The 21,793-nt window shown below is 71.9% G+C and carries 21 protein-coding genes; 11 read left to right on the top strand and 10 right to left on the bottom strand.

The window, feature by feature from the left end:
* Positions 1-64 precede the first annotated feature (64 nt).
* The 3 genes from ASC82_RS06280 (at position 65) to ASC82_RS06270 (ending at position 2,473) form a co-directional block, all read left to right on the top strand.
* Positions 65-1,105, top strand: coding sequence for an NlpC/P60 family protein (locus ASC82_RS06280; RefSeq protein WP_056642731.1), 1,041 nt, complete (start codon positions 65-67; stop codon positions 1,103-1,105).
* An 85-nt stretch (positions 1,106-1,190) separates the two neighbouring features.
* Positions 1,191-1,559 (top strand): BlaI/MecI/CopY family transcriptional regulator, encoded by a 369-nt coding sequence (locus ASC82_RS06275; RefSeq protein WP_056642728.1) that lies wholly within the window; start codon positions 1,191-1,193, stop codon positions 1,557-1,559.
* Positions 1,556-2,473: a M56 family metallopeptidase gene (locus tag ASC82_RS06270; RefSeq protein ID WP_056642725.1), complete on the top strand. Its 918-nt coding sequence runs from the start codon at positions 1,556-1,558 to the stop codon at positions 2,471-2,473. Before ASC82_RS06275 ends, ASC82_RS06270 begins: the two co-directional genes overlap by 4 nt.
* A gap of 18 nt (positions 2,474-2,491) precedes the next feature.
* Here the strand turns inward: ASC82_RS06270 and ASC82_RS06265 are convergent, their stop codons facing one another.
* Positions 2,492-3,208, bottom strand: a complete 717-nt coding sequence (locus ASC82_RS06265; RefSeq protein WP_056642722.1) for a response regulator transcription factor — start codon at positions 3,206-3,208, stop codon at positions 2,492-2,494.
* Positions 3,205-4,539: a histidine kinase gene (locus ASC82_RS06260; protein ID WP_056643355.1), complete on the bottom strand. Its 1,335-nt coding sequence runs from the start codon at positions 4,537-4,539 to the stop codon at positions 3,205-3,207. Before ASC82_RS06260 ends, ASC82_RS06265 begins: the two co-directional genes overlap by 4 nt.
* Positions 4,540-4,784: 245 nt before the next feature.
* Here ASC82_RS06260 and ASC82_RS06255 point away from each other — a divergent pair, with 245 nt between their 5' ends.
* The 3 genes from ASC82_RS06255 to ASC82_RS06245 all read left to right on the top strand — a co-directional run bounded on the left by ASC82_RS06255 (position 4,785) and on the right by ASC82_RS06245 (position 7,965).
* Positions 4,785-5,852: a serine hydrolase domain-containing protein gene (locus ASC82_RS06255; protein WP_199862486.1), complete on the top strand. Its 1,068-nt coding sequence runs from the start codon at positions 4,785-4,787 to the stop codon at positions 5,850-5,852.
* 159 nt (positions 5,853-6,011) lie between these two features.
* Positions 6,012-6,746 (top strand): tRNA-dependent cyclodipeptide synthase, encoded by a 735-nt coding sequence (locus tag ASC82_RS06250; protein ID WP_107105832.1) that lies wholly within the window; start codon positions 6,012-6,014, stop codon positions 6,744-6,746.
* The gene (locus ASC82_RS06245; protein ID WP_056642718.1) at positions 6,736-7,965 is read left to right on the top strand and encodes a cytochrome P450; all 1,230 of its coding nucleotides are present in this window, start codon (positions 6,736-6,738) and stop codon (positions 7,963-7,965) included. The genes ASC82_RS06250 and ASC82_RS06245 overlap by 11 nt, the downstream gene beginning before the upstream one ends.
* 33 nt (positions 7,966-7,998) lie before the next feature.
* Here ASC82_RS06245 and ASC82_RS06240 read toward each other — a convergent pair whose 3' ends face one another.
* Genes ASC82_RS06240 through ASC82_RS06230 form a run of 3 tightly spaced genes read right to left on the bottom strand, consistent with a single transcriptional unit; the run spans position 7,999 to position 10,438 of the window.
* Positions 7,999-9,078, bottom strand: coding sequence for a HAMP domain-containing sensor histidine kinase (locus tag ASC82_RS06240; RefSeq protein ID WP_056642715.1), 1,080 nt, complete (start codon positions 9,076-9,078; stop codon positions 7,999-8,001).
* Positions 9,071-9,742, bottom strand: coding sequence for a response regulator transcription factor (locus ASC82_RS06235; protein ID WP_056642712.1), 672 nt, complete (start codon positions 9,740-9,742; stop codon positions 9,071-9,073). Before ASC82_RS06235 ends, ASC82_RS06240 begins: the two co-directional genes overlap by 8 nt.
* Before the next feature lie 9 nt (positions 9,743-9,751).
* Positions 9,752-10,438, bottom strand: coding sequence for a VanZ family protein (locus ASC82_RS06230; protein ID WP_056642709.1), 687 nt, complete (start codon positions 10,436-10,438; stop codon positions 9,752-9,754).
* A gap of 88 nt (positions 10,439-10,526) precedes the next feature.
* Here ASC82_RS06230 and ASC82_RS06225 point away from each other — a divergent pair, with 88 nt between their 5' ends.
* Positions 10,527-11,294 carry a class I SAM-dependent methyltransferase gene (locus ASC82_RS06225; RefSeq protein ID WP_056642706.1) on the top strand — a complete coding sequence of 256 codons (768 nt, stop codon included), beginning with the start codon at positions 10,527-10,529 and terminating at the stop codon, positions 11,292-11,294.
* A 29-nt stretch (positions 11,295-11,323) separates the two neighbouring features.
* Here ASC82_RS06225 and ASC82_RS06220 read toward each other — a convergent pair whose 3' ends face one another.
* From ASC82_RS06220 to ASC82_RS06205, 4 genes are all read right to left on the bottom strand, one after another.
* On the bottom strand, positions 11,324-13,891 hold the full coding sequence (locus tag ASC82_RS06220; RefSeq protein WP_056642703.1) for an FtsX-like permease family protein: 2,568 nt from the start codon (positions 13,889-13,891) through the stop codon (positions 11,324-11,326).
* Between the two features lie 142 nt (positions 13,892-14,033).
* Positions 14,034-14,834 carry an ABC transporter ATP-binding protein gene (locus ASC82_RS06215; RefSeq protein WP_056642700.1) on the bottom strand — a complete coding sequence of 267 codons (801 nt, stop codon included), beginning with the start codon at positions 14,832-14,834 and terminating at the stop codon, positions 14,034-14,036.
* A 257-nt stretch (positions 14,835-15,091) separates the two neighbouring features.
* A complete protein-coding gene (locus ASC82_RS06210) occupies positions 15,092-15,769 on the bottom strand; it encodes a response regulator transcription factor (protein WP_056642697.1) in 678 nt (225 codons plus the stop codon).
* Positions 15,766-17,355: a histidine kinase gene (locus ASC82_RS06205; protein ID WP_242427568.1), complete on the bottom strand. Its 1,590-nt coding sequence runs from the start codon at positions 17,353-17,355 to the stop codon at positions 15,766-15,768. The genes ASC82_RS06210 and ASC82_RS06205 overlap by 4 nt, the downstream gene beginning before the upstream one ends.
* A 404-nt stretch (positions 17,356-17,759) precedes the next feature.
* On the opposite strand from ASC82_RS06205, the gene ASC82_RS06200 reads away from it, so the two are divergent.
* Together ASC82_RS06200 and ASC82_RS06195 are read left to right on the top strand one after the other, a co-directional pair.
* The gene (locus ASC82_RS06200) at positions 17,760-17,957 is read left to right on the top strand and encodes a hypothetical protein (RefSeq protein WP_056642689.1); all 198 of its coding nucleotides are present in this window, start codon (positions 17,760-17,762) and stop codon (positions 17,955-17,957) included.
* A gap of 251 nt (positions 17,958-18,208) precedes the next feature.
* On the top strand, positions 18,209-19,009 hold the full coding sequence (locus tag ASC82_RS06195) for a hypothetical protein (RefSeq protein WP_056642686.1): 801 nt from the start codon (positions 18,209-18,211) through the stop codon (positions 19,007-19,009).
* Between the two features lie 101 nt (positions 19,010-19,110).
* On the opposite strand, the gene ASC82_RS06190 is transcribed toward ASC82_RS06195, so the two are convergent.
* Entirely contained in the window at positions 19,111-20,106 is a 996-nt protein-coding gene (locus ASC82_RS06190; protein WP_242427598.1) for a helix-turn-helix transcriptional regulator, read from the bottom strand.
* A gap of 351 nt (positions 20,107-20,457) precedes the next feature.
* Between ASC82_RS06190 and ASC82_RS06185 the strand changes: the two genes are divergently transcribed.
* Both ASC82_RS06185 and ASC82_RS06180 read left to right on the top strand, forming a co-directional pair.
* Positions 20,458-21,243: a BTAD domain-containing putative transcriptional regulator gene (locus ASC82_RS06185; RefSeq protein ID WP_242427567.1), complete on the top strand. Its 786-nt coding sequence runs from the start codon at positions 20,458-20,460 to the stop codon at positions 21,241-21,243.
* Positions 21,240-21,785, top strand: a complete 546-nt coding sequence (locus ASC82_RS06180) for a hypothetical protein (protein ID WP_242427566.1) — start codon at positions 21,240-21,242, stop codon at positions 21,783-21,785. Before ASC82_RS06185 ends, ASC82_RS06180 begins: the two co-directional genes overlap by 4 nt.
* Positions 21,786-21,793: the final 8 nt, after the last annotated feature.

Here is a 21,793-nt window from a genome sequence, read left to right as displayed (position 1 = left end):
TTCTAGAAGAAGAGAAGCCCAGAAGCCTTTGCTCAGCCGGTCGCCCATCAGAAGGAGCTCCGCAGTGGCCTCCCACCGCCGCCCGAAGCAGACCAGTCCGCGCCGTACGGGCGTCCTCACCGTCACCGCCGCCGCGGCCATGGCCCTGTCCACCCAGGCCGCTTCGGCCGACCCGCTGCCCGACCCCACCAAGAAGGGCGTCAAGGCGCAGGTGGACCGCCTGTACGAGCAGGCGACCCAGGCCACCGAGAAGTACAACGGGGCCCAGGAGAAGGCCGCCGTGCTCAAGAAGCAGGTGGCGGACCTCCAGGACACGGCCGCCCGCAAGCAGGGCGAACTGAACGAACTCCGGGACCACATAGGGTCGGTGGCCGCCGGCCAGTACCGCTCGGGCGGCCTGGACCCGGCCCTCCAGCTGTTCCTGTCCGAGGACCCCGACACGTATCTGGAGAAGGCGTCCGCCCTGGACCGGGCCGGCGACCGGCAGGCCGCTCGGCTTCAGGAGTTCACGGACCGGCAGCGGGCGCTCCGGCAGCAGCGCGCGGAGGCGTCGGAGAAGCTGCGCGATCTCGACGCCGTGCAGAAGGAGTTGGGCGGGCGGAAGGCCGAGATCCAGGGCAAGCTCCGCGAGGCGCAGCGCCTCCTCAACACCCTGTCCGCGAAGGAGCGGGAGCGGATCGCGCAGGAGGAGGACCGGGCCAACCGGGCGAGCGCGCGCGCCGACCTCGGCAACGAGCAGAGCGTCTCCGGTCGAGCGGCCGCCGCCTTCGCCGCCGCGAAGAGCCGGGTCGGCCTGCCGTACGTGTGGGGCGCGAGCGGCCCCGGCTCCTTCGACTGCTCCGGTCTCACCTCCTGGGCGTTCCGCCAGGCCGACGTGTCGATACCCCGCACCTCCCAGGCCCAGGCGAGCGCCGGAACGCGCATCGACTCCCTGAGCGCCCTGAGGCCCGGCGACCTGATCATCATGCGCACCGACCTCAGCCACGTCGGCTTCTACGCCGGCAACGGACAGATCCTCCACTCCCCCAAGCCCGGCGCGCAGGTCCGCTACGAGTCCATCGCCCGCAGCGGGATGCCCTTCATGTGGGGCGTCCGCATCGGCTGACGCGCGGGCCGGAGGAAGCGCGGAACCGCAGGTGAAGGCCCGTCTACTATGAAGCCGAGTGCGGATCAGCGGAGAGGAACGGGCCATGCGCCGGCTGGGGGAACTTGAGGCGGAGATCATGGACCGCTTCTGGAGATGGAACCGCCCCGCCACGGTGCGCGAGGTCGTCGACGACATCAACCTCCACCGCGACGTCGCCTACACCACGGTCACCACGGTCACGAGCATCCTGTTCCACAAGGGCCACCTGACCCGCAGCCGGGACGGCAGGGTCTGGCTGTACCGCGCCTCCGCGTCCCGCGAGGCGTACGCGGCGGCCCTGATGGAGGACGGCCTCGGGGCGAGCGAGGACCGGGAAGGCGCCCTCGTCCAGTTCGTGGAGAACCTGGACGCGGACGAGATCGCGGCGCTGCGCAAGGCCCTCCGTGACGTCGGGCGGCGGGCGCAGCAGTGAACGCGGCCCCCGCGCTTCTGGGGTACGCGGCCGTCGTGGGCGTCGCCGCGCCGTCCGTGATGGTGCGCAGCGCGTGGCCGCACCGCGCGCCGGCGCTGGGAGTCACGGTGTGGCTCGCCCTGATGCTGTCCTTCACCCTCGCGGCGGCGCTGGCCGCGTCCTCCCTGGCCACGCCCACCGAGCATCTGCACGCCGGGCTCGTGGGGCTTCTGCACGCCTGCGGCCTCGGTTCGGGCGACGCGCGGCCGGTCGCGCCCGACCCGTCCACCGCCGGCCTGCTCGCGACGGCCCTGCCCGGCGCGGTGTTCGCCGCCGTCCTCGGCGCCTTCGCCCACCACCTGATCCGCGCCGGGCTGCTGCGGGCGCGTCACCGCGACCGGCTCGACAAGGTGGGGGTGCGCTCCGACCGGCTGCGGGCGACCGTCCTGCCGCACGGCACCCCGGCGGCGTACTGCCTGCCCGGCTTCCGCTCCCGCGTCGTCGTGAGCGACGCGGCCGTCCGGCTGCTCACCGAGGCGCAGTTGGAGGCCGTCCTGGAGCACGAGCGGTCGCACGTCTCGGGCCGCCACCATCTGCCGGTCGCGGCCACGAAGGCGTTCGCCACCGTCTTCCCCTGGGTCCCGCTCGCGCGCCACGCCCGGGAGCAGACGGCGGTGCTCGTGGAGATGATCGCGGACGACCGCGCGCTGCGGAGCCATCCGGACGAGGTCCTCGCTACCGCGATGTACGAGATCGCGGCCGGCCGGACCCCGAGGGGCGCGTTCGGCGCGGGCGGCACGACGGCGCTGCTCCGCATGCGGCGCATCCTCGGCCCGCGCCGCGCCCCGCACCCGGCGCTCCGGGGCTCGGTGGCGTCCCTGGCCGTGGCCGCGCCCCTGCTCCCGCTCCTCGTGGTCTGCCCGCCCGGTGTCTGACCGGCGGCCGACGGGCCGTCAGCCGGTGAACCCGGGCACCACCAGGCCCGACTCGTACGCGATCACCACGGCGTGGGTCCTGTTCTGCGCGCCGAGCTTGGTGAGCACGTTCCCGACGTGGGTCTTCACCGTCTCCAGGCTCACCGTGAGGGACTCCGCGATCTCCGGGTTGGACAGTCCGGTGGCCATCAGCCGCAGCACCTCCTCCTCCCGCGCCGTCAGCGCCGCCCGCGGCAGCGCCTCGGCGGAGTCCAGCGGGCGGGCGGCGACCATGCGGCGCAGGGTCGCCGGGAAGAGGATCGCCTCCCCCGCCGCCACCACGCGCACGGCCTCGGCGATCCGGCGGACCGGAAGCCGCTTGAGTACGAAGCCGCTGGCCCCGGCGCTGAGCGCGGCGGTGACGTAGTCGTCGTTCTCGAAGGTCGTGATCACCACGACCTTCGGCGGTGCCGCCGCCGGTTCACCGGAGTCGACCGGTTCGGCGAGGAGGTGACGGGTGGCATCGATGCCGTTGCGCCGTGGCATCCGTACGTCCATCAGGACCACGTCCGGGCGCAGCCGCCGTGCCTGCTCGACCACCTCGACGCCGTCGGCGGCCTCCCCGACGACCTCGATCCCCGGCTGCGCCGCGAGCAGGGTGCGCAGGCCGCTGCGGGTCACTTCGTCGTCGTCCGCGACGAGGAGGGTGACGGGCGTGTCCGTCGTCAGGGCGCCGCTCGGCGCGGGAACGGTCATGCCGGCAACCGTACGGGGAGCCTGACGGCCAGCCGCCAGCGCCTCGGTCCGTCCGGGCCGGCGTCGAACTCGCCGTGCAGCAGCCGCACGCGCTCGGCGAGGCCGGGAAGACCGTGCCCGGACGTCGGAAAAGCACCCCGGCGGCCCGGGCGTTCGCTCGTACCCGAAGGCGAACCCGTCCTCGCGTCGACCGCGATGCCGGCCCCGCGCCCACCCTCGGTGGCGTTGACCACTCCCACTTCCAGGGCTTCCGGCGTCGCCGTCACGCGGACCTCGATCGGTCCGCCCGCTCCGTGCCGCATGGCGTTCGTCAGCCCTTCCTGGAGGATCCTGTACGCCGCCCGCGAGAGCGTCCCCTGCACCTGCGTCAGGTCCCCGGAGAGCTCCGGCTCCACGACCGCGCCCGCGTGCCGCAGGCGGTCGAGCAGCTCGGGCAGGTCGGCCAAGGTGCGTGCGGGCGCCGTCTCGGCCTCCCGCTCGCGCAGCACGCCGAGGACGTAGTCGAGGTCTTCGAGCGCGGCCCGGGCCGACTCCTCGATGCTGCGCAGGGCGGCCCGCGCCGCCACCGGGTCGGTGGCCATGAGCTCGCCCGCCACGGCGGCCTGGATGGTGGTCGTCGTCAGGGTGTGCCCGATCGAGTCGTGCAACTCGTGGGCCAGCCGGTTGCGTTCGGCGAGGCGCAGCTCCCGTTCCGCCGCCAGCGCGAGCCGCTCGGCCGACGACGGCCCGAGCAGCCGGGGTGCCGTCCAGCGCAGGACCTTCGTCACCCCCGCGCACACGGCCGCCGCGAGCAGCAGGCAGCCGAGCCCTACCGCCCAGCTCTCCCAGCCGCCCGAGACCCGCGCCGTCCGTCCGAACATGCTGAGACCGGCCTGGGCGCCGAGCCAGCCGCCGGGGAGGGTCAGTCCGGCGAACAGCAGCACGCCGCCCGCCAGGGCCCCCGTCCACCCCACCGCCACGTGCAGGAGCAGCCAGAGAGGGGTCCGCCAGCGGTCGGCGCGCGGCGGCACGGTGCCGGTGACTGTGCCTCCGGCGGGCGGACCCGTGGACGTACGCCCGGCGACCGGCTCGGGCAACGCCACCCCCAGCAGCCGGCGGGCGGACAGGACCAGCACTCTCCGGGTGCTGCGGGCCAGCCCGACCAGGCCGATCAGCGCAGCCCAGACGAGCAGGGCCACGACGAGCTGCACGCTCTCGGGGGCGGACCTCCAGGCCAGCGCCGGCAGCAGCGCCAGGGACAGCAGGGGAAGGCTCGCCAGCACGCCGCCGAAGGCGAACAGGGCACCCGCGTACGTGGAACGGCGCAGCAGCGGCCGCAATCCCTTGATCATGATCAACCAGTATGACCGGGCGGCTGACCTGCGGCCTCCCCCGATCGGGGGAGCGGCTTCTCCCGCCTTCCCGCGATGCGCTCCGGGGCCGCCGAGATCCATGCTCGTGTCCTGCCCGACGATTCCCACGGAGTTGACTGATGCCTGAGCAGAAGACACGACACACGCCTCGTTCCGCCGCCGAGCGCCAGGGTGGCCCGCGGCGCGGCGCGCTGGCCGCCGCGGCCGCGATGGCCGTCGCCGTCATGACCACCGGCGCACTGGCGCCCTCCCCCGCGACCGCAGCCGCCCGCCCCGACGCGGTCCAGCAGAGCCTGAACGCGCTGGTGCGGGACGGCCAGCCGGCCGCCCTCGCGAGCGTCGAGGACCGGGCGGGACGTACCCGTACCTACACGGCGGGGGTCGGCGACCTGGCCACCGGCGCGAAGGTGCCCAGGGACGGACAGGTGCGGATCGGCAGCAACACGAAGACGTTCACCGCGGTTGTCGTGCTGCAGCTGGTCGCCGAGGGGAGGATCTCCCTCGACGCGAAGGTCGACGACTACCTCCCCGACCTCGTCCGCGGAAAGGGCATCGACGGCCGCCGCATCACCGTCCGCCAGCTGCTCCAGCACACCAGTGGAATCCCCGAGTACGGGGAGCACATCACCGACGAAGAGATGAAGGACCGGTACTTCGAGCCCCGCGACCTCCTCGACATCGCCCTGAAGTACGAGGCCGAGTTCGAGCCCGGGGAGAAGTGGAGCTACAGCAACACGAACTACGTCCTGGCCGGCCTGATCGTGCAGAAGGTCACCGGCCGCCCCCTCGCCGAGGAGATGGACAAGCGCATCATGCAGCGCATCGGGCTGCGCCACACCTACTTCCCCGCGCCCGGCGACAAGACGATCCGCGAGCCGCATCCGCGGGGCTACGCCCGGAGTTCGGCCGGCGCGACGCCGGTCGACTTCACGGAGGTCGACCCCTCGGCGGGCTGGGCGGCGGGCCAGCTGATCTCCACCAACTCCGACCTCAACCGCTTCTTCACCGCGCTCCTCGACGGCCGCCTCCTGCCCCCGGCCCAGCTCGCCCAGATGCGCACGACCGTCCCGGTCGGGGACACCGGAAGCCACTACGGACTGGGGCTCATGAGCAGGCAGTTGTCGTGCGGCGGCGTGTTCTGGGGGCACGGCGGCGACCTCGTGGGATACGAGACCCGGGGCGGCGTCACGGACGACGGGCGCGCGGTCAGCGTCGCGGTGACGAGCATCCCGCCGGACGGAGCGGGCATGAAGGGCGTCGAGAAGGCCGTGGACACCGCCTTCTGCCGCTGAACGGAAAGGGGCGTCCGCGGAAACTCGTGATCAAGGTCGACGCACGCCTCCTGAGACAGCGTTGACACGCTCCGTACTCGATCGCTAACTTCACGGCGTCGTCGCCACACCAGGAGCACCAGGCTCCATCGGGACTTGCGACGCGGAGGACGCTCTCCGTTGACGACGTTGACCACCGCGACAACGACAGCGACAACCACAGCGACTGAACGCTTCGACGTTCAGCCCTACACCCCGCACTGCCAGGTGATTCACGCCGCGGGGGATCACGCCCTCATCGGCATATCGCCAGGAAACAGCTATTTCTCGGCCCAACGCGTTCTCGATCTCGGCCACTGGGGCTCCGAGAACTTCCGCGAGGTCGACATCCTCTACACCGACCTGTACGTGGCCGAGATGTACGAGGCATTCGGATACGACCCGATCGACGCCCAGCGCAAGGCCGTCAAGAACCTGCGCGGCGTCCGGGCCAAGGTGAACAACGCGGCGACCGCCCTCGATCCGGGCGGCGGCAGGATCAGGGCCCGCGCCCTGTCCGAGTTCACCGACAACGAGGAGTACCGCAGGATCCACGCGAGGATCCTGCGGCTCCTCGACTCCGACGACGAGTTCCGCCGGGTCTGCGAGGGGCTCGCGGCCTACTTCCTGTCCACCAAATCGGACAGCCCGGGCACGCAGCGGCAGCGCACGGTCTGCCTGAACTACATCTGCGCCGAGGCCCCGCTGTTCCTGGACACCCCCGCCATCTTCGGGGTTCCCTCGTCGCTCAACTGCTACCACCAGCTCCTGCCGATGGCCGAGCTGCTGTACTCCCGAGGCGCCGGGTTGCGCGCCTCCCGCAATCAGGGCCACGCCATCATCACGCCCGCCGAAGGAGCTCCCGATGTCCGTTGAGACGCTGATCGACTCCCCGCTGACCGACTCCCCTTCGGCCGACTCCCCGTTGACCGACTTCCCCTTCGACTGGCGGGGTGACCGGCTTCCCGCGGAGATCGAGGCGCTGCGCTCGGAACCGGTCAAGAAGGTCCGTACGATCGCGGGCGACGAAGCCTGGCTGGTGAGCTCCCACGCCCTGTGCAAGCAGGTCCTGGAGGATCCCAGATTCAGCCTGAAGGACACCTCCTCCCCAGGCGTCCCCCGGCAGTACGCGCTGACGATCCCACCCGAGGTCGTCAACAACATGGGAAACATCACCGGGGCCGGCCTGCGCAAGGCCGTACTGAAGGCGATCAACCGGAAGTCCGAGGGGCTCGTCGACTGGATGCGCGAGCACGCCGCGCAGCTGATCGACGAGATCGTCGCCGCCGGTGCGCCGTCCGACCTGCGCGGCTCGTTCACGAGCCCGTACGCGGAGGCGCTGCACTGCCGGATCCTCGGCATCCCGTTCGAGGACGCGCCGAGGTTGTCGGCCAGCCTGGACATCGCGTTCATGAACTCGGCCTGCCCCGTCACCGGCGCCAAGCTCAACTGGGACCGGGACATGGCCTACATGGTGGAGCGGCTGGACGATCCCGCCACCACCGGGCTGATGGCCGAACTGGCCGCGCTGCGCGAGGACCCGGAGTACGCGCATCTGACCGACGAGATGCTCGCGACGGTCGGCGTGACCTTCTTCGGCGCCGGAGTGATCTCCACCATGGGCTTCCTCACCATGGCGGTCTTCTCGCTCATGCAGCACCCGGAGCTCCAGGCGGAGCTTCTCGCCGACCGGTCGAAGATCCCGGCCGCCGTCGACGAGCTGCTCCGGATCAACCTCTCCATCGCCGACGGCCTGCCGCGGCTGGCCACGGAGGACCTGCGCCTGGGCTCGGTCCTGGTGAAGAAGGGCGAGCTGGTGCTGGTCCTGGTCGAGGGCGCCAACTTCGACCCGGACGTGTTCGACGACCCGCACGAGGTCGACCTGGCCCGGCCGAACAACCACGCGCACCTGTCCTTCGGACTCGGCGGCCACTACTGCCCGGCCACCGCGCTCGCGAGGAAGCACGCGGAGATCGCCCTGGAGGCGCTGCTCGACCGGATGCCGGAGCTGCGGCTTGCGGTGCCGGTCGACCAACTGGTGTGGCGGACGCGCTTCATGAAGCGGATCCCGGAGCGCCTGCCCGTGATGTGGTAGGTCGCCCCGGCAGGGTGTGGGCGGCGACGATGCCTACGCCCTGCCGGGCAGCCGGACCGTGACGAGGAGACCGCCGGCGGGCCGCGGGGCGAGGTCGAGGGTTCCGTCGTGGGCGCGGACGATGCTGTGCACGATGGCCAGGCCGAGGCCGACTCCCGCGTACTCGTCGGTGCGTACCCGGTCCGTTCCGCGCCGGAAGGGTTCGGTGAGGGTCGGTACGAGGTCCGGTGGGAGCGGATGCCCCGTGTTCTCGACCCGTACCACGCTCGCGTCGTCCCGCTCCTCGGTGTGGACCGTCACGGTCCCGCCGCTGGGGAGGTTGTGGACGATGGCGTTCTGGACGAGGTTCGTCGTCATCCGCAGCAGGAGCTCCGCGGAGCCGCTGGTCCGGGTGGCTCCGCCGGTGACGTCGAGCGTGATCCCGCGCTGTTCGGCAAGGGGAAGCAGCGTCTCGGCGGCCTCCTCGGCGACGAGGGAGAGGTCGACGCTGTCGCGGGTGACGTTGCCGCGGTCGCTGCGGCTCAGCAGCAGGAGGGCCTCGGTGAGGTCGATCGCCCGCGTATTGACGACGTGCAGGCGTTCGATGACCTCGGTCCGGTCCCGTGTGGGGTCCTTGCGGGCGACGTCGAGGAGCATCCGCGAAATCGCCAGCGGGGTGCGCAGCTCGTGGGAGGCGTTCGCGGCGAACCTCCGCTGCTCGTCGACGTGCGACTCGAGCTCTTCGAGCATGCCGTCGAACACGTCGGCGAGCTCACGGAACTCGTCCTGGCGGCCCTCCATGCGGATCCGGTGGGACAGCGATCCGGTCCCGGCCATCCGCGCCGCGGCCGTGATCCGGGTGAGCGGTGCGAGCATCCGCCCGGCGAGAATCCATCCCCCGACGAGACCGAACACGAGCAGGAAGGCCATCGCCACGGCCGCTGCGGGGGCGAAGGTGCGCACGAGGAGGTAGCGGTTGGGCGAGACCCCGAGCAGGCCCTGGGAGTTGTCGGGTACGTAGCGCAGCAGGAACATCCACACGACGGCCAGCAGGAGGGCGCCGGCGACGGCGAGGAATCCGGCGTAGCTGAGGGTGAGTTTCAGCCGGGCGCTGAGCCCTGGGCGTCTAGGCACCGGCGTCTCTCTCGATGCGGTAGCCGACACCCGGCACGGTGGCGATGATCCATGGTTCGCCGAGCCGTTTGCGCAGCGCGGAGACGGTGATGCGGACGGCGTTGGTGAAGGGGTCGGCGTTCTCGTCCCAGGCCCGTTCCAGCAGCTCCTCGGTGCTGACGACCCCGCCCTCGGCGGCGACGAGAACCTCGAGGACGGCGAACTGTTTCCGGGTGAGCGCCACGTACCGTCCGTCGCGGAAGACCTCCCGGCGGAAGGGATCGAGCCGGAGGCCCGCGATCTCGCGGACCGGGGGCCGGGCGTACGCGCGCCTGCGGTCGAGCGCCCTCAACCGCAGGACGAGCTCCCGCAGCTCGAAGGGTTTGGTGAGGTAGTCGTCGGCGCCGAGCTCGAACCCGGACGCCTTGTCGTCGATCCGGTCGGCCGCGGTGAGCATGAGGATCGGGATGCCGCTGCCGGAGGCGACGATCCGCCGGGCGACCTCGTCGCCGGAGGGGCCCGGGATGTCACGGTCGAGGACCGCGAGGTCGTAGGAGTGGACGCTGAGCAGTTCCAGGGCGGAGTCGCCGTCGCCCGCGATGTCGGCGGCGATCGCCTCCAGGCGCAGGCCGTCACGGACGGCTTCGGCGAGGTAGGGCTCGTCCTCCACGATCAGTACGCGCATGTCCGAAGCCTAAGCAACCCGCCCTGTCGCCGGCGTATGCGCCGCGGGACGCCACCAGCGGCGCGACGCCAGTGCGGCCAGCGCGGCGCCGGTCGCGTTGACCAGGACGTCGTCCACGGACGACACGCGGTCGAGCCGCAGGACGTACTGCGCGGTCTCGACCAGGACCGAGCAGCCCGCCCCGAGCGCCAGGACGCGCGGTACGGACGCCAGCGCAGCCCACCGCATCGGGGCGAAGAAGCCCAGCGAAGCGAAGACCAGCAGGTTCCCGACGATCCCGAGGGACCCCATCGCGACCAGGTCCCGCAGCGGCACCAGGCTCACCCGGGCGGGGACGACGCCGGCCCCGCCGCCCGGCATCATGGTCATCCAGAGGAACGGCAGCGTCCCGTGGACCATGCCCACCTCGGCCAGCGACAGCTGCCACGCCGACGCGACACCGGCGGCACGCCGACGGTGCGCCAGGGCCCACGCCACGAGGACGGCCACCGGCAACAGGACCAGCGTCATGAGCACCACGCCGTTGAACGTGTCGAAGCAGCCGTGCCACTGCCCGGCCATGCACCGCGGAGCGGACATCATGAGCGGCCCCCGTATGACGAACAGCGCGCTCGCCAGGCCGAGGGCGGCCAGGCCGAGCAGCACGATCCGGCGGGTACGGCGGGGCGGTGCCAACAGGGTTGCGTTGTGGTCCATGCCCCCATGGGAACGGAAGGCCCGTTGCCGTGGCGTATCCGATTTTCGATACGCCCGCGATACACGGGGCCGGAGCTAGGCTGCCGTGATGGACCGAGCAGCGAACGTGCCCGAGAGCTTCGCCCCCACCGAGGATCCGGCGCGGGTGAACGACTACGACAGTTTCGCCGAGGGGTACTCGGCGGAGAACGAGCGCAGCCTCGTGAACGCGCACTACGAGCGGCCCGCGATGCTGGCCCTGGCCGGAGAGGTGACGGGCCGTCGGGTCCTGGACGCCGGCTGCGGCTCGGGCCCCCTGGCCGCCGCCCTGCGCGACCGCGGTGCGGTCGTCACCGGCCTCGACGTCAGCGCCGGCATGCTGGCGCTGGCCAGGCAGCGGCTCGGCGACGAGATACCCCTGCACGTCGGCGACCTGCGCGACCCACTGCCGTTCGACGACGGCGCGTTCGACGACGTGGCCGCGTCGCTGGTGCTGCACTACCTGGAGGACTGGGGACCGACGCTGGCCGAGATACGGCGCGTGCTCAGGCCCGGCGGCCGGCTGATCGCGTCGGTGGAGCATCCGTTCGTGGCCTACGCGTTCCAGGAACCGCGCCCCGACTACTTCGCCACCACCAGCTACAGCTTCGTGTGGACGTTCGGCGAGCAGTCCGGACCCATCACGTTCTGGCGCAAGCCGTTGCACGCGATGATCGACGCCTTCACCACGGCCGGTTTCCGGCTGTCCGTCATCAGCGAACCGCAGCCCGACCCGGCGGCCCGCGAGCTGTTCCCCGACACCTTCCCCGGCCTGTCGACCACACCCACCTTCCTGTTCTTCGTCGTCGAGGCACCACCGGCGGTGCCGGCCCCCTGATCCAGGGCGGCGGCACACGCTCTCGGTCTCTACGCCTCCGCCACCGCCTCCAACGGGCTCAGCGCGGCGGCCCGCCGGGCCGGCAGGGCGGCCGCCGCCGCTCCGACGGCGAGCGAGAGCAGGACCACGAGGGCGAGGGTGTCCCAGGGGAGGGAGAAGGAGTACTGCGGGATCGCGCCGTTGGCCAGGCCGCTGACCTTCCATGCCCCGAAGAGTCCGCCGACCAGCCCGAGCAGCGTGCCGAAGGCGGCGACGCAGACGGCCTCCAGGCGGATCATCCGGCGGATGCCGGAGCGGTCCATGCCGACGGCCCGCAGGACGCCGATCTCACGCGTGCGCTCCGCGACCGACATGGCGAGGGTGTTGACCATGCCGAGCGCGGAGACCAGGACGCCGATGGCGAGCAGGCCGAACACCATGGTCATCAGTTCACCGGCGACGCCGGCCTGTTCCTCGACGAGCCGCTCCCGGCTCTGAACCTTCAGCAGCGGGCTGTCGCTCACGGCGGCGCGCAGGTGCTTCTCCAGGTCCCGGGAGACGGTGCCGTCGGTGGTGCGGACGAGGATCCGCTGGACGGAGTCCCGCAGGTAGGCGTGGTGCTGGACGTCGGCGCGGTAGCCGAGGACGTCCTGGGCGGTGGGGTTGTCCTCGTAGACGCCGACGACGGTGTACGGCTCGTCGCGGTCCCCGGTGCCCGGGCCGATGCTCGCCTCGATCCGCCCGCCGGTGGTGACGTGGTGGTCGAGCGCGAAGCTGCGGGAGACGGCGACCTTGCCGGGACCGAGGGCCTTGGCGGAGCCGCTGAGGAAGCGGAGCGTCATCACGTCGTCCACGGTCCTCGGGTCGACCCCGGAGATCGTTTTGACGAGGGGTCCTGCCGAGATGGTGGAGTCCGCCGTGGCGGAGGCGGTGCGCACGCCGGGGACGTCGCCGACCCTCCGGACGGCCGCGGAGTCGACGGCGGTGGTGGTGTTGCGGGTGCTGATGACGTAGTCCGCACTCAGACCGGCGGCGGCCTGGGAGTCCAGGGCCTCGCTCGTCGACCGGTCGATGACGGCGAGCCCCGAGACCAGAGCCGTACTGATCATCAGGGCCACGGCGGTGGCGGCCGTACGACGCGGATCGCGCAGGGTGTTGTCGCGGGCGAGGTCGCCCACGACGCCGAAGCGGGTGGTGAGCCGGCCGAGGAGGCGGATCACCGGGACGGCGAGCAGCGGGGCCAGGACGATCAGACCGGCCATGAGGATGCCGCACCCGAACATCGCGGTCTGCAGGTCGGCGTCGGTGGCACTCGTCGCGTCACTCAGCGTGAAGAGCAGCCCCGCGCCCAGGACGACCATGATCACGCCGACCGTGCCGCGGACGCGGGAGACCACGGCGGACGGCGGCTGCTCGGCCGTGCGCATCGCCTCGACCGGGGCGATCCGCGCCGCTCGGCGCGACGGCAGCCAGGCGGCGAGCACGGTGACGCCGACACCCACGGCGAGCGACGCGAGGATCGCGGTCGGGCCGATCACCAGCGGCCCGCTGGGCAGCAGGTCGCCGGACGTGTCCAGTACGTACGGCAGGACGCTCGCCACCCCCAGGCCCAGCACGAACCCGAGAACGGACGCGCCCAGACCGACCAGGGCCGCCTCGGCGAGGACCGAGCGGACCACCTGGCGGCGGGTGGCACCGATCGCCCGCAGCAGCGCGATCTCACGGCCGCGCCGTGCCACGAGCATGCTGAAGGTGTTGACGATGAGGAACGTGCCGATGAACAGCGAGACCACGGCGAAGACCAGGGGCAGCCGCGCGTAACTCTTGGTCTTCGTCCCGATGAAGAGGGACTGCTGGGCGGCCTGCGCGGAGGCGGTGGTCGCCTCGGCCCGGTCGGCCGGCAGCACGGCGCCGACCCGGTCGGACAGCTCGAACTGGTCGGTGCCGGGCGTGGCCTTCAGGTCGATCCCGTTGTAATGCCCCGGGGCGGCGAACAGCTTCTGCGCGGTGGCCATGTCGAACACCGCCAGGGTGCCGCCGGCGTTGACCCGGCTGTCCTCGGTGGAGACGAGTCCGACCAGTCGCGGCCTGAGGACCGGCCCGTCGGCGGCGAGCGTGACGACGTCACCGACGGCGTATCCGGCGGCCGCCGCGGTCCCGCGGTCCAGCGCGACCTCACCACTGCCGCGGGGGGCGCGGCCCGCCGTCAGCGGATAGCGGCGGTCCCTGCCGTCGGGACCCGGTACGTACGCGACGGCGAACCTGCCCCCCATGCTGTCCGCCCGCATCGGCGTCCCGTCCTTCGCGGCCAGGGTGACCGAACCGTTCGCCGTCGGACGGACGGAGGCGACGCCCGCGACGGTGGACAACTCGCGTACCAGCGCGTCGTCCAGGGCACCGTACTGCTCGTCGGCGGAGGCACCCGGAGGAGCTTTCGGACTCACGCTCACGTCCCTGTCCGCGTAGTCCTCGGACAGGGAGGCGCGGTAGGCGGCGACGGTGGAGTCGGCGAAGACCAGGGATCCGGAGATGAACGCGACACCGAGACCGACCGCGAGCACGGTCATGATCAGACGGGCCTTGTGCGCGAGGACGTTGCGCAGGGCTGTTCGCAGCATGGTGGGCTTTCGAGAGTACGAGCGGGGGGACGGCGGGCGGGTGAGCCGGGCCGAGGGCAACCGGAGCACGAGCAGGGCCGGGGGCGAGCCGGAGCACGAGCAGGACAAGGCGCGCGAGCCAGGCCGGCGGGTGCGAGCCGGGTCAGCGGGTGCGACGGCTGCCCTGGGGCTCGAACGCGAGCATGCGGTCGAGCACCGCGTCGGCGGTCGGATCGTGCAGCTCGTCCACGAGCCGGCCGTCGGCGAGGAAGACCACGCGGTCGGCGTGTGCGGCGGCGACCGGGTCGTGGGTCACCATCACCACGGTCTGGCCCAACTCCCTTACGGAGTCGCGCAGGAACCCCAACACCTCGGCTCCGGAACGGGAGTCGAGGTTGCCGGTCGGCTCGTCGGCGAACACGATCTCCGGCCGGGACACCAGGGCGCGGGCGACGGCGACGCGCTGCTGCTGCCCGCCGGAGAGCTGGGCCGGACGGTGTGCGAGCCGCCCGGCGAGCCCCACGGTGGCGACGACGGTGTCCAGCCACGCGGTGTCGGGCCGACGCCCGGCGAGGCGCAGCGGCAGCGTCATGTTCTCCAGCGCGGTCAGCGTGGGCAGTAGGTTGAAGCCCTGGAAGACGAACCCGACCCTCTCCCGCCGGAGTTCGGTGAGCCGTCGGTCGTTCAGGGAGGCCAGTTCGACATCGCCGATCCGGGCGGAACCCGAGGTCACGGGGTCGAGGCCCGCCATGCAGTGCATCAGTGTCGACTTGCCGGAGCCGGAGGGCCCCATGACGGCGGTGAACCGTGCCCGCGCGAACTCCACGGACACGGAGTCCAGCGCGGTGACCCGGGTGTCGCCCTTCCCGTACACCTTGGTCAGACCCGTGGCACGGGCGGCGGGCTCAGAGGTGGAGGAACCGGGAACACCGGGGCCGCCCGGGACACCGGGGGAAACGAACATCTGTGACATGAAGGAGTACTCCGCCTGGGGAACATCGGCCCGCGACCGTCCCGCGGGCCGGAGGGACACTCCCCATCCTCACGTCGCTCACCTGCGGAAACATCGATCCGGAGGCGGTCATCACGGGTCTCCCGAAGGGCAGGGGCGAGCGGCGTGCCCCTGCCCTTCGGCAGAGGATCCGCGGCTCGCCTCCGCCTTTGGTCGGACCCTCGGAGAAAACGCACGGATCCACAGACCCACGGTGGATGTTCCAGGGTTCAGGGCCGCAGTCCGGCCTGGTGCGCGAGCAGGGCCGCCTGCACGCGGCTCGTCGATCCGGTCTTCTCCAGGATCGCGCCCACGTGCGTCTTCACCGTGCCGATGCCGATGGCGAGCCGGTCCGCGATGTCCTGGTTCGACAGTCCCTCGCCGAGCATGGCCAGCACGTCCCGCTCCCGCGCGGTGAGCCGGGCGATCCGCTCGTCCCGGAGGGCCGCGTCGCCGGCATCCGACGGGCCGCCGCGCAGCATGCGGGCGATCACCGACCCGGTGCCCCCGGGAGAGAGCACCGCGTCTCCGGCCGCCGCCGCCCGGACCGCGCTGATCAGTTCCTGCGGCCCGTCGTCCTTCAGGAGGAACCCCGAGGCGCCGTCCCGCAGCGCCCGCAGCACGTTCTCCTCGTCGCCGAAAGTCGTCAGCATCACGACGCGCGGCGCCGGGTCGAGCGCGAGCAGCGGCCGGATCGCGGCGAGCCCGTCGCACCTGGGCATGCGGATGTCCACCAGCGCGACATCGGGGTGGTGCGCGGCCGCCTCCTCGACCGCCCGGTGTCCGTCGGGGGCTTCGGCGACCACGTCGATGCCCTCGGCGTGCCGCAGGATCAACCGCACCCCGTGCCGGATCATCGCCTCGTCGTCGGCGAGCAGGACGCGGATCGGTCGGGTGGGCTCGGTCATGAGGTCTCCCAGGGCGGGGCATCCCGTACCGACGGGACGGTGAAGCGGTCGATGGAGATGAGACGCTGCGAGGCGTCGAAGCAGTAGCGGGTGACGTCGAAGGCGCCGGGCCGGGGACCCCGGCCTGCGGGCGGGTAGACACAGCCCACGGCGCCGGCGGGCCGCGGCGGCTCGTGTCCGGTGGCCGCGGCGCGCTCGGCCGGGCTGTCGAAGACGCCCTTCAACTCCTGGTAGGTCATGCCGAGTCGCGGCTGCGGAGGCGGGGGCGAGTGCCTCGGCTGGCCGTACACCAGGGCGATCGCGAGTGCCATCAGCACCCACAGCGCCACCGCCCCGAGGGCGAACGTCAACGCCCCGGCGGTGCGCGGCTCCCGCGAGAACGCGGTCGCGCCGGCGAACGCGGCCGGCACGACAACGTCCGGGCTGTCGCCGGAAGGCTTCACGACGTCGTCGTCAGGATCCACCGGTACGACGGCGCTCACCTGGAACCCGCCGGACGGCAGCGCGCCGGCCTCGAAGGTGCCGCCGAGCAGCTCGACCCGCTCGCGCAGGCCGGTGAGACCGCGCCCTGTCCCGGCCTCGGAAGACCCGCCGCCAGAAGTGGGGGCCGCACCGTTGCGCACGGTCACCCGCACGACCCGGTCGTCGTGCTCGATCCGTACGGTGACGTGGGCGGCCGTCGCGTACCGGTGCACGTTCGTCAGGGCCTCGCGCACCACCCGGTGCACCGCGCGCCGCACCCGGGCCGGGCAGACGTCGAGGTCGGGACCGTCCCATTCCAGCCGCACAGTGATCCCGCCGTCGAGGGACTCCGCGACCAACGCCTCGACGTCGGCCCGGGTGCCGGTGGCGTCGGTGAGGGCGTCCGCGCCGGTGTCCCGGCCCAGGGGGCCGAGCACCCCGAGCGCCTCGCGCAGTTCGCGCATCGCGTCCCGGGTGGTGCGCCGGACCAGAACGGCCTCCTCACGCAGCTCCGGCGCGGCCTTGCCGAGGGCCAGCTCCAGGCCGCCGGCGTGCAGCGAGATGAGACTGAGCCGGTGTCCCACCAGGTCGTGCATCTCGGCGGCGATCCTGGACCGTTCGTGGGTGCGGGCCTCGCTGTCGGCGAACCGACGGGCCCGCTCGGCGGCGTCCCCGCGTTCGCGCAGCGCCGCAAAGAGCCGGGCCTGTTGCCCGTACACCGTCCCGACCAGGCCGGGCACGACCACGGCGGTCGCGGCCATGAGGAGCCCGAGCTCCAGTCCGTAGACGGCCGTTCCCGCCCCGAGCGAGGGGCCGACCGCGGTCGCGGCCGCCATGACCAACAGGCTCGCGCCGCCGAGCAGCCGGATCCGGTGGCGCGGCCCGACCGTGTCGAGCGCCACCGTGTACGCGGCTGCCGCCGTCACCGGTCCGACGACGGGCGCCACCCCGGCGAGGACGCCGAGACCCAGGAGTACGGCGTCGGGCGCGCGCCGCCGCACCGAGAAGAGCGCGACGGCGACCGGGATCGCACCCAGCTGGAACGCGGCGTGCGGCAGACCCCACAGCCACTGGGCGACCGCGAACAGCCCCAGCGCGGCAACCGCCGCACCGGCCGTCTCCACGACACCCCGACCACCCCCTCCCGGCGACACCCGAGCATCCGGCCCACGGCGGACGGAACGACGGAAACGGCTGATGAGGGACACGTCGTCCAGTATCGATCGCCACCACCGCACAAGCGTGGACCTCACGACCGATCCCGCCCTCTTCCTTTCGGCAGAGCAGGGCGGTCCTCACCTGCATGGTTCACGGGGAGGCGGCGAGCACCCGACGACTCCACGACACTTTCGCCCAAGAGCCCGGCCCCTGGGCGGTGGCAGGATCGTGCACGGTCCGGAGGCAGGAGCATGCCAACGGGGAGTCCTGTGGAGGAGGGGGGTTCGCTGCGATGCTTCTGATGTGGTCGGGGATCTCGTCCCGGGCACCTCTGAGGAAACGGCGCCGGGGCGCCGGGAGGGGAAGAACCATGATGCGTACCGCCACCGGCAAGGCTGCCCGAGGGATCGCGGCGGCGATGCTGACCGCGCTGGCGACGACAGGAGCGTTCACGGCCCTCGTGGGGAGCGTCAGACCGGCGAGCGGTGACGCCGTCGTGGTGGCGGGCGGCTGTGACCCCCTGGACGCGTGTTGGGTGAACGGCTGGCAGGAGAAGCCGGGCACCTGATCCTGTGCGGCAAGCCCGCCACGGGGGTGGGTCCAGCGGTCCGGGTGCCGAGCACGATGCTAGGTGCCCCCACGCCGCGTTGTCGGGATCACCCCGATACATCCAGTATCGGGGCGACCCTCCGCCTTGCGATCGCACGCACCAGACGCCGCCAGGCCTCCCCTTCGGGCAGACGACGCTACTTTCGAAACACGCCCTAGGCCCACCGCCTTTCCAGTACCTCGTCACCGACCGACCGTGGAGCACCGCCGATGCACCGCATGCAGATCCTGGGAATCACCCCAGCGGAGGAGCAGACGTACCGCCACCTGTTGAGGCATCCCGGCAGCGGCGTCGCCGAGATCGTTGCCGCGCCTTGGCATCCGTCCGGGGCCGGTGCGGCTGCCGTGGAGCGGCTGAAGGCTCTGGGCGCCGTGGCCGAGAGTGACGGAGCGCTGTGGCCGGAGGAGCCGAAGGTGGTGGTGGGCCTGCTGGCCGAGCGGCTGCTGGCAGAGCTGCACACCATCACCCGCAGCCTCGCCCAGGTCTACACGGTGGTGCGCTCCCTGGAGGACGAGGCGGCCGCCACCGCCGGCCGGCCCGAGGAGGGTGACACACCTCCGCAGGACAGCCGGCTGATGGAGCGGATCACCGATCCCACCGCGTTGCGGGCGAGGGTGGAGTCCCTCGCCCTGAGTACCCGCTCCGAGGTGCTGGCGGGTGGGCTCTGCGAGGAGGTCGACCGCCGGGTCCTACGGCTGACCTTGCCGCTGGGCCTGCGGATGCTGGCTCGCGGCGTCACCGTGCGGCTCCTGGTGTGGCAGTCCATGCTCGCCGACCCGCTGGTCGTCTCCCAGCTGCGCCGGCTGGCCGACGCGGGCGCCCGGGTGCGGGTGCTGTCCTCCTCGGACAGCCCGATGGCGGTGTGCGACGGCGGGACCGCGCTGGTGCCGGTCGAGCCCTCGGACATCGCCAAGGGCGCGTTCGTCACGACCGAACCCGGCATGGTGAGCACGGTCGTCAACCACTTCGAACGGCTCTGGGCGGACGCCCGGGAATTCGGGGACGGCTGACGGCCGGGTCACGCCCCAGGTGTCGGACCCAGCGACCGTCAGACCCAGCGACCGTCAGACCCGCCGATCTTCAGACCGCCGATCTTCAGACCCACCGGCCGTCAGACCCATCCTCGTTCTCTGGCCAGCAACGCCGCGTGGGCGCGGTTCTCCGCACCGAGGAGCCGCATCAGCTCCGATATGTGGCGGCGGTAGGTACGCAGTGCGGTGCCCACCTGGCGGGCACCGGTCTCGTCCTTGCCGACCGTGCACATCGCCCGCAGCACCTGTACTTGCAGATCGGTCAGTTCGGGATCGCCCGACGAGTCGTCCCCCTGCCCGACCAGGTCGGTGAACTCCTCGGCCCCCGCCCACAGACGCTCGAAGTTGTTGACGACGGTGGTGACGATCCCCTCCTCGCTCGAGCAGAGGGCGCCCTTGGAGGTGTTTTTCGGGTCCACCGGCACCAGCGTGGTGTGGTGGTCGTACACGATCATCAGCTCGCTCAGGTCCTCGACCACCCGGATCCGGGCCCCGGCGGCGGTCAGTTCCTGGAGGTAGGCCCGCGTGGTGTCGTCGGCCACCGCGGAGGCGCGGACCAGGCTGCGCAGGACGACGCCACGGCGCAGGCAGCGCAGGTCGAGCGGGCGGGAGTGCTCGATGTTCTCCCGGGTGAGCGCGTCGTAGGGCTCGGAGGCCAGAACCTCCGCACGGGCGAAGAACGCCAGTTCGTCCAGGCGTTCACGGATGGCCGACAGCCCCATCAGCCGTTCCACCGGGGCGTGTTCGGATTTCGGGCCCTGGTCGCGCGCGTCACGCGTCAGGGAGTCCACGATGGGTTTCAGGTCGGACAGCGTGCGGATGGTGCTGTAGAACTCCTCCAGGCGCTGCTGGGCCAGCCGGTTGACCACCAGGTCCGGCTTGTGCGGCCACGCCTTGCCGTCGTCCTCGCGGATGACGTTCAGCTCCCTCAGCCGACGCACCGCCGCGTCCAGGGTGAGGGGTTCCTGCCTCAACAGGACGTGCGCTTCGTCGAGTTCGACGCCGGGGTTGCGCAGCAAGTGCCGGTAGAGCTCCTCTTCCGCCGCAGTGAGACCAAGGACCGCCATGTGGTGCACGAGCAAGAGGCACTCCCGTGGGAGGGGACATCGGGAAAGATCCGGCCGGCGTGTGCTGCAGGAATTGTAGGAGGGAGGTGCCCGAAGGGTAAAGGTTTCCCCAGGAGCCCCTGGTGACTCGGCAGTAGGATCTTCGGTGCAGGGACGATCAGGCCGGATCCTGCACCGGGTTGGCCGTATCTGGCCAACAGGCCTTGTTCCTCACCGCCTTGGGCGCTGCCATATTCGGTCGTGAGGGAGGTGTGGTGCTGACCACACGACGCGAGGGGGACACGATGCCGCCGCAGGCGGCCCCTGCGGCCCGGGGCCGGCACCTGCCTCAGCGCTTCACACGAGAGGTGGCAGAGCCAGATGCTTTTCCGACTGCTGGGACCTGTGAGGATCGCGGGCGGTGCCGAGACGCAGTCGGCAGCCCGCCGCGCGCTGCTCACCGCGCTGCTCCTGCGCCGGGGACAGTTCGTCGGCATGGGCGAGCTGACCGAGCTGTTGTGGGACGACCCGCCGAGCTCGGCGGTGGCCAACATCAGGAGCCACCTCACCGGGCTCCGCCGCGGCCTTGACTCCGCGCAGCCGGGACTGAGCAAGCGGCTGACCACCAGCCGCGGCGCGGAGACCGGGTACGCCCTCAGCGTCGACGCGAACGAACTCGACCTGTCCTGCTTCCTGAAGCTCGCCCGGCAGGGCAAGGAGCTGCTCGCCGCGGGCGACCACCGGGCCGCGGTCAGCCGCCTGGACGAGGCCCTCACTCTCTGGCGCGGCCCGTTCGGCCAACGGCTGCCGTCCACCCGGTGGTTCCACGCGCATACCGTGGGCCTCAGCAACACCCGCTTCGAGGCCTGCCAGGACTTCTTCACCGCCTGTTTGCTGACCCATCGGACCGAGATGCTGTCGTACCGCATCGAGACCGTGCTGGCCGAGGCCCCCTACCGGCAGCGGCTGTGGCAGTTACTCGCCGCCACCTACTGCACGCAGGGCGATGTGGCCGGCGCGCTGGGCGTGATCGAGCGATGTCGGACCGTCTTCGCCGACGAGCTGGGCCTGGACGTCCCGCCCGGCGTCGAGGCCATCCGGGCCGCCGCGCTCACCTGGGACACGGAACAGGCGCACCGACTGGTGGCCGAGATGGCGCGCCAGTGACGGCGGGCATCCGGTCGACCGGGGCTCGGGTCCGACGGCGACTTCGGTCGCTCGCCATAGGGGAACTGGTCAACGTCCCCTTGCAGGCGGCCGTCTGGTTCGGCGTGGTCGGCGTGCCGACGACGGCCGCCAACATCTTCGGGTTCGCACTGGTCACGCTGCTCCTGCTGGAGGGCGCCGCGTACTGGACGGTCAAGCTCCGTGCCCTGTCCGCCGGTAGCGGTGCGACGCTACCCGGGGCGGCGGTGTTCGCCGCCGCTCGGGTGGTCAATCTGGTGCTGCTCGGACTCGGCGTGCCGCTCACCGCTCTCGCGGTGGTCGACTCCCCCGGGACCGGAAGCATCCCGGGCCTGCTCTTCGCGCTCTTCGCCGTCCTGGAGCACGTCAACTACTTTCATACGCAGCTGATGTACGACACTCCCGAGGACCGGCGCAGCCGCCGCAGGAACGGGCGGCGCCGGGCGCATCTGGCCCGTGACCTGGAGCGGGCCCGGAAGCTCGGGGCCGGGCAACCGTCCGCCGACGAGGTCGGGCGCTCCTGACGTCCCGG

It is taken from the genome of Streptomyces sp. Root431 (genome assembly GCF_001426585.1).
In the GTDB taxonomy this organism is placed as follows: Bacteria; Actinomycetota; Actinomycetes; order Streptomycetales; family Streptomycetaceae; genus Streptomyces; species Streptomyces stackebrandtii.
This window is presented reverse-complemented; position numbering and strand designations above follow the sequence as displayed.

Excerpts from the sequence above, each read along its gene's own strand:
- ASC82_RS06275 (WP_056642728.1), top strand. The coding sequence starts at position 1,191 with ATGCGCCGGCTGGGGGAACTTGAGGCGGAGATCATGGACCGCTTCTGG.
- ASC82_RS06265 (WP_056642722.1), bottom strand. The coding sequence starts at position 3,208 with ATGACCGTTCCCGCGCCGAGCGGCGCCCTGACGACGGACACGCCCGTC.
- ASC82_RS06260 (WP_056643355.1), bottom strand. The coding sequence starts at position 4,539 with ATGATCAAGGGATTGCGGCCGCTGCTGCGCCGTTCCACGTACGCGGGT.
- ASC82_RS06255 (WP_199862486.1), top strand. The coding sequence starts at position 4,785 with ATGACCACCGGCGCACTGGCGCCCTCCCCCGCGACCGCAGCCGCCCGC.
- ASC82_RS06245 (WP_056642718.1), top strand. The coding sequence starts at position 6,736 with ATGTCCGTTGAGACGCTGATCGACTCCCCGCTGACCGACTCCCCTTCG.
- ASC82_RS06235 (WP_056642712.1), bottom strand. The coding sequence starts at position 9,742 with ATGCGCGTACTGATCGTGGAGGACGAGCCCTACCTCGCCGAAGCCGTC.
- ASC82_RS06230 (WP_056642709.1), bottom strand. The coding sequence starts at position 10,438 with ATGGACCACAACGCAACCCTGTTGGCACCGCCCCGCCGTACCCGCCGG.
- ASC82_RS06225 (WP_056642706.1), top strand. The coding sequence starts at position 10,527 with ATGGACCGAGCAGCGAACGTGCCCGAGAGCTTCGCCCCCACCGAGGAT.
- ASC82_RS06220 (WP_056642703.1), bottom strand. The coding sequence starts at position 13,891 with ATGCTGCGAACAGCCCTGCGCAACGTCCTCGCGCACAAGGCCCGTCTG.
- ASC82_RS06215 (WP_056642700.1), bottom strand. The coding sequence starts at position 14,834 with ATGTTCGTTTCCCCCGGTGTCCCGGGCGGCCCCGGTGTTCCCGGTTCC.
- ASC82_RS06210 (WP_056642697.1), bottom strand. The coding sequence starts at position 15,769 with ATGACCGAGCCCACCCGACCGATCCGCGTCCTGCTCGCCGACGACGAG.
- ASC82_RS06200 (WP_056642689.1), top strand. The coding sequence starts at position 17,760 with ATGATGCGTACCGCCACCGGCAAGGCTGCCCGAGGGATCGCGGCGGCG.
- ASC82_RS06195 (WP_056642686.1), top strand. The coding sequence starts at position 18,209 with ATGCACCGCATGCAGATCCTGGGAATCACCCCAGCGGAGGAGCAGACG.
- ASC82_RS06185 (WP_242427567.1), top strand. The coding sequence starts at position 20,458 with ATGCTTTTCCGACTGCTGGGACCTGTGAGGATCGCGGGCGGTGCCGAG.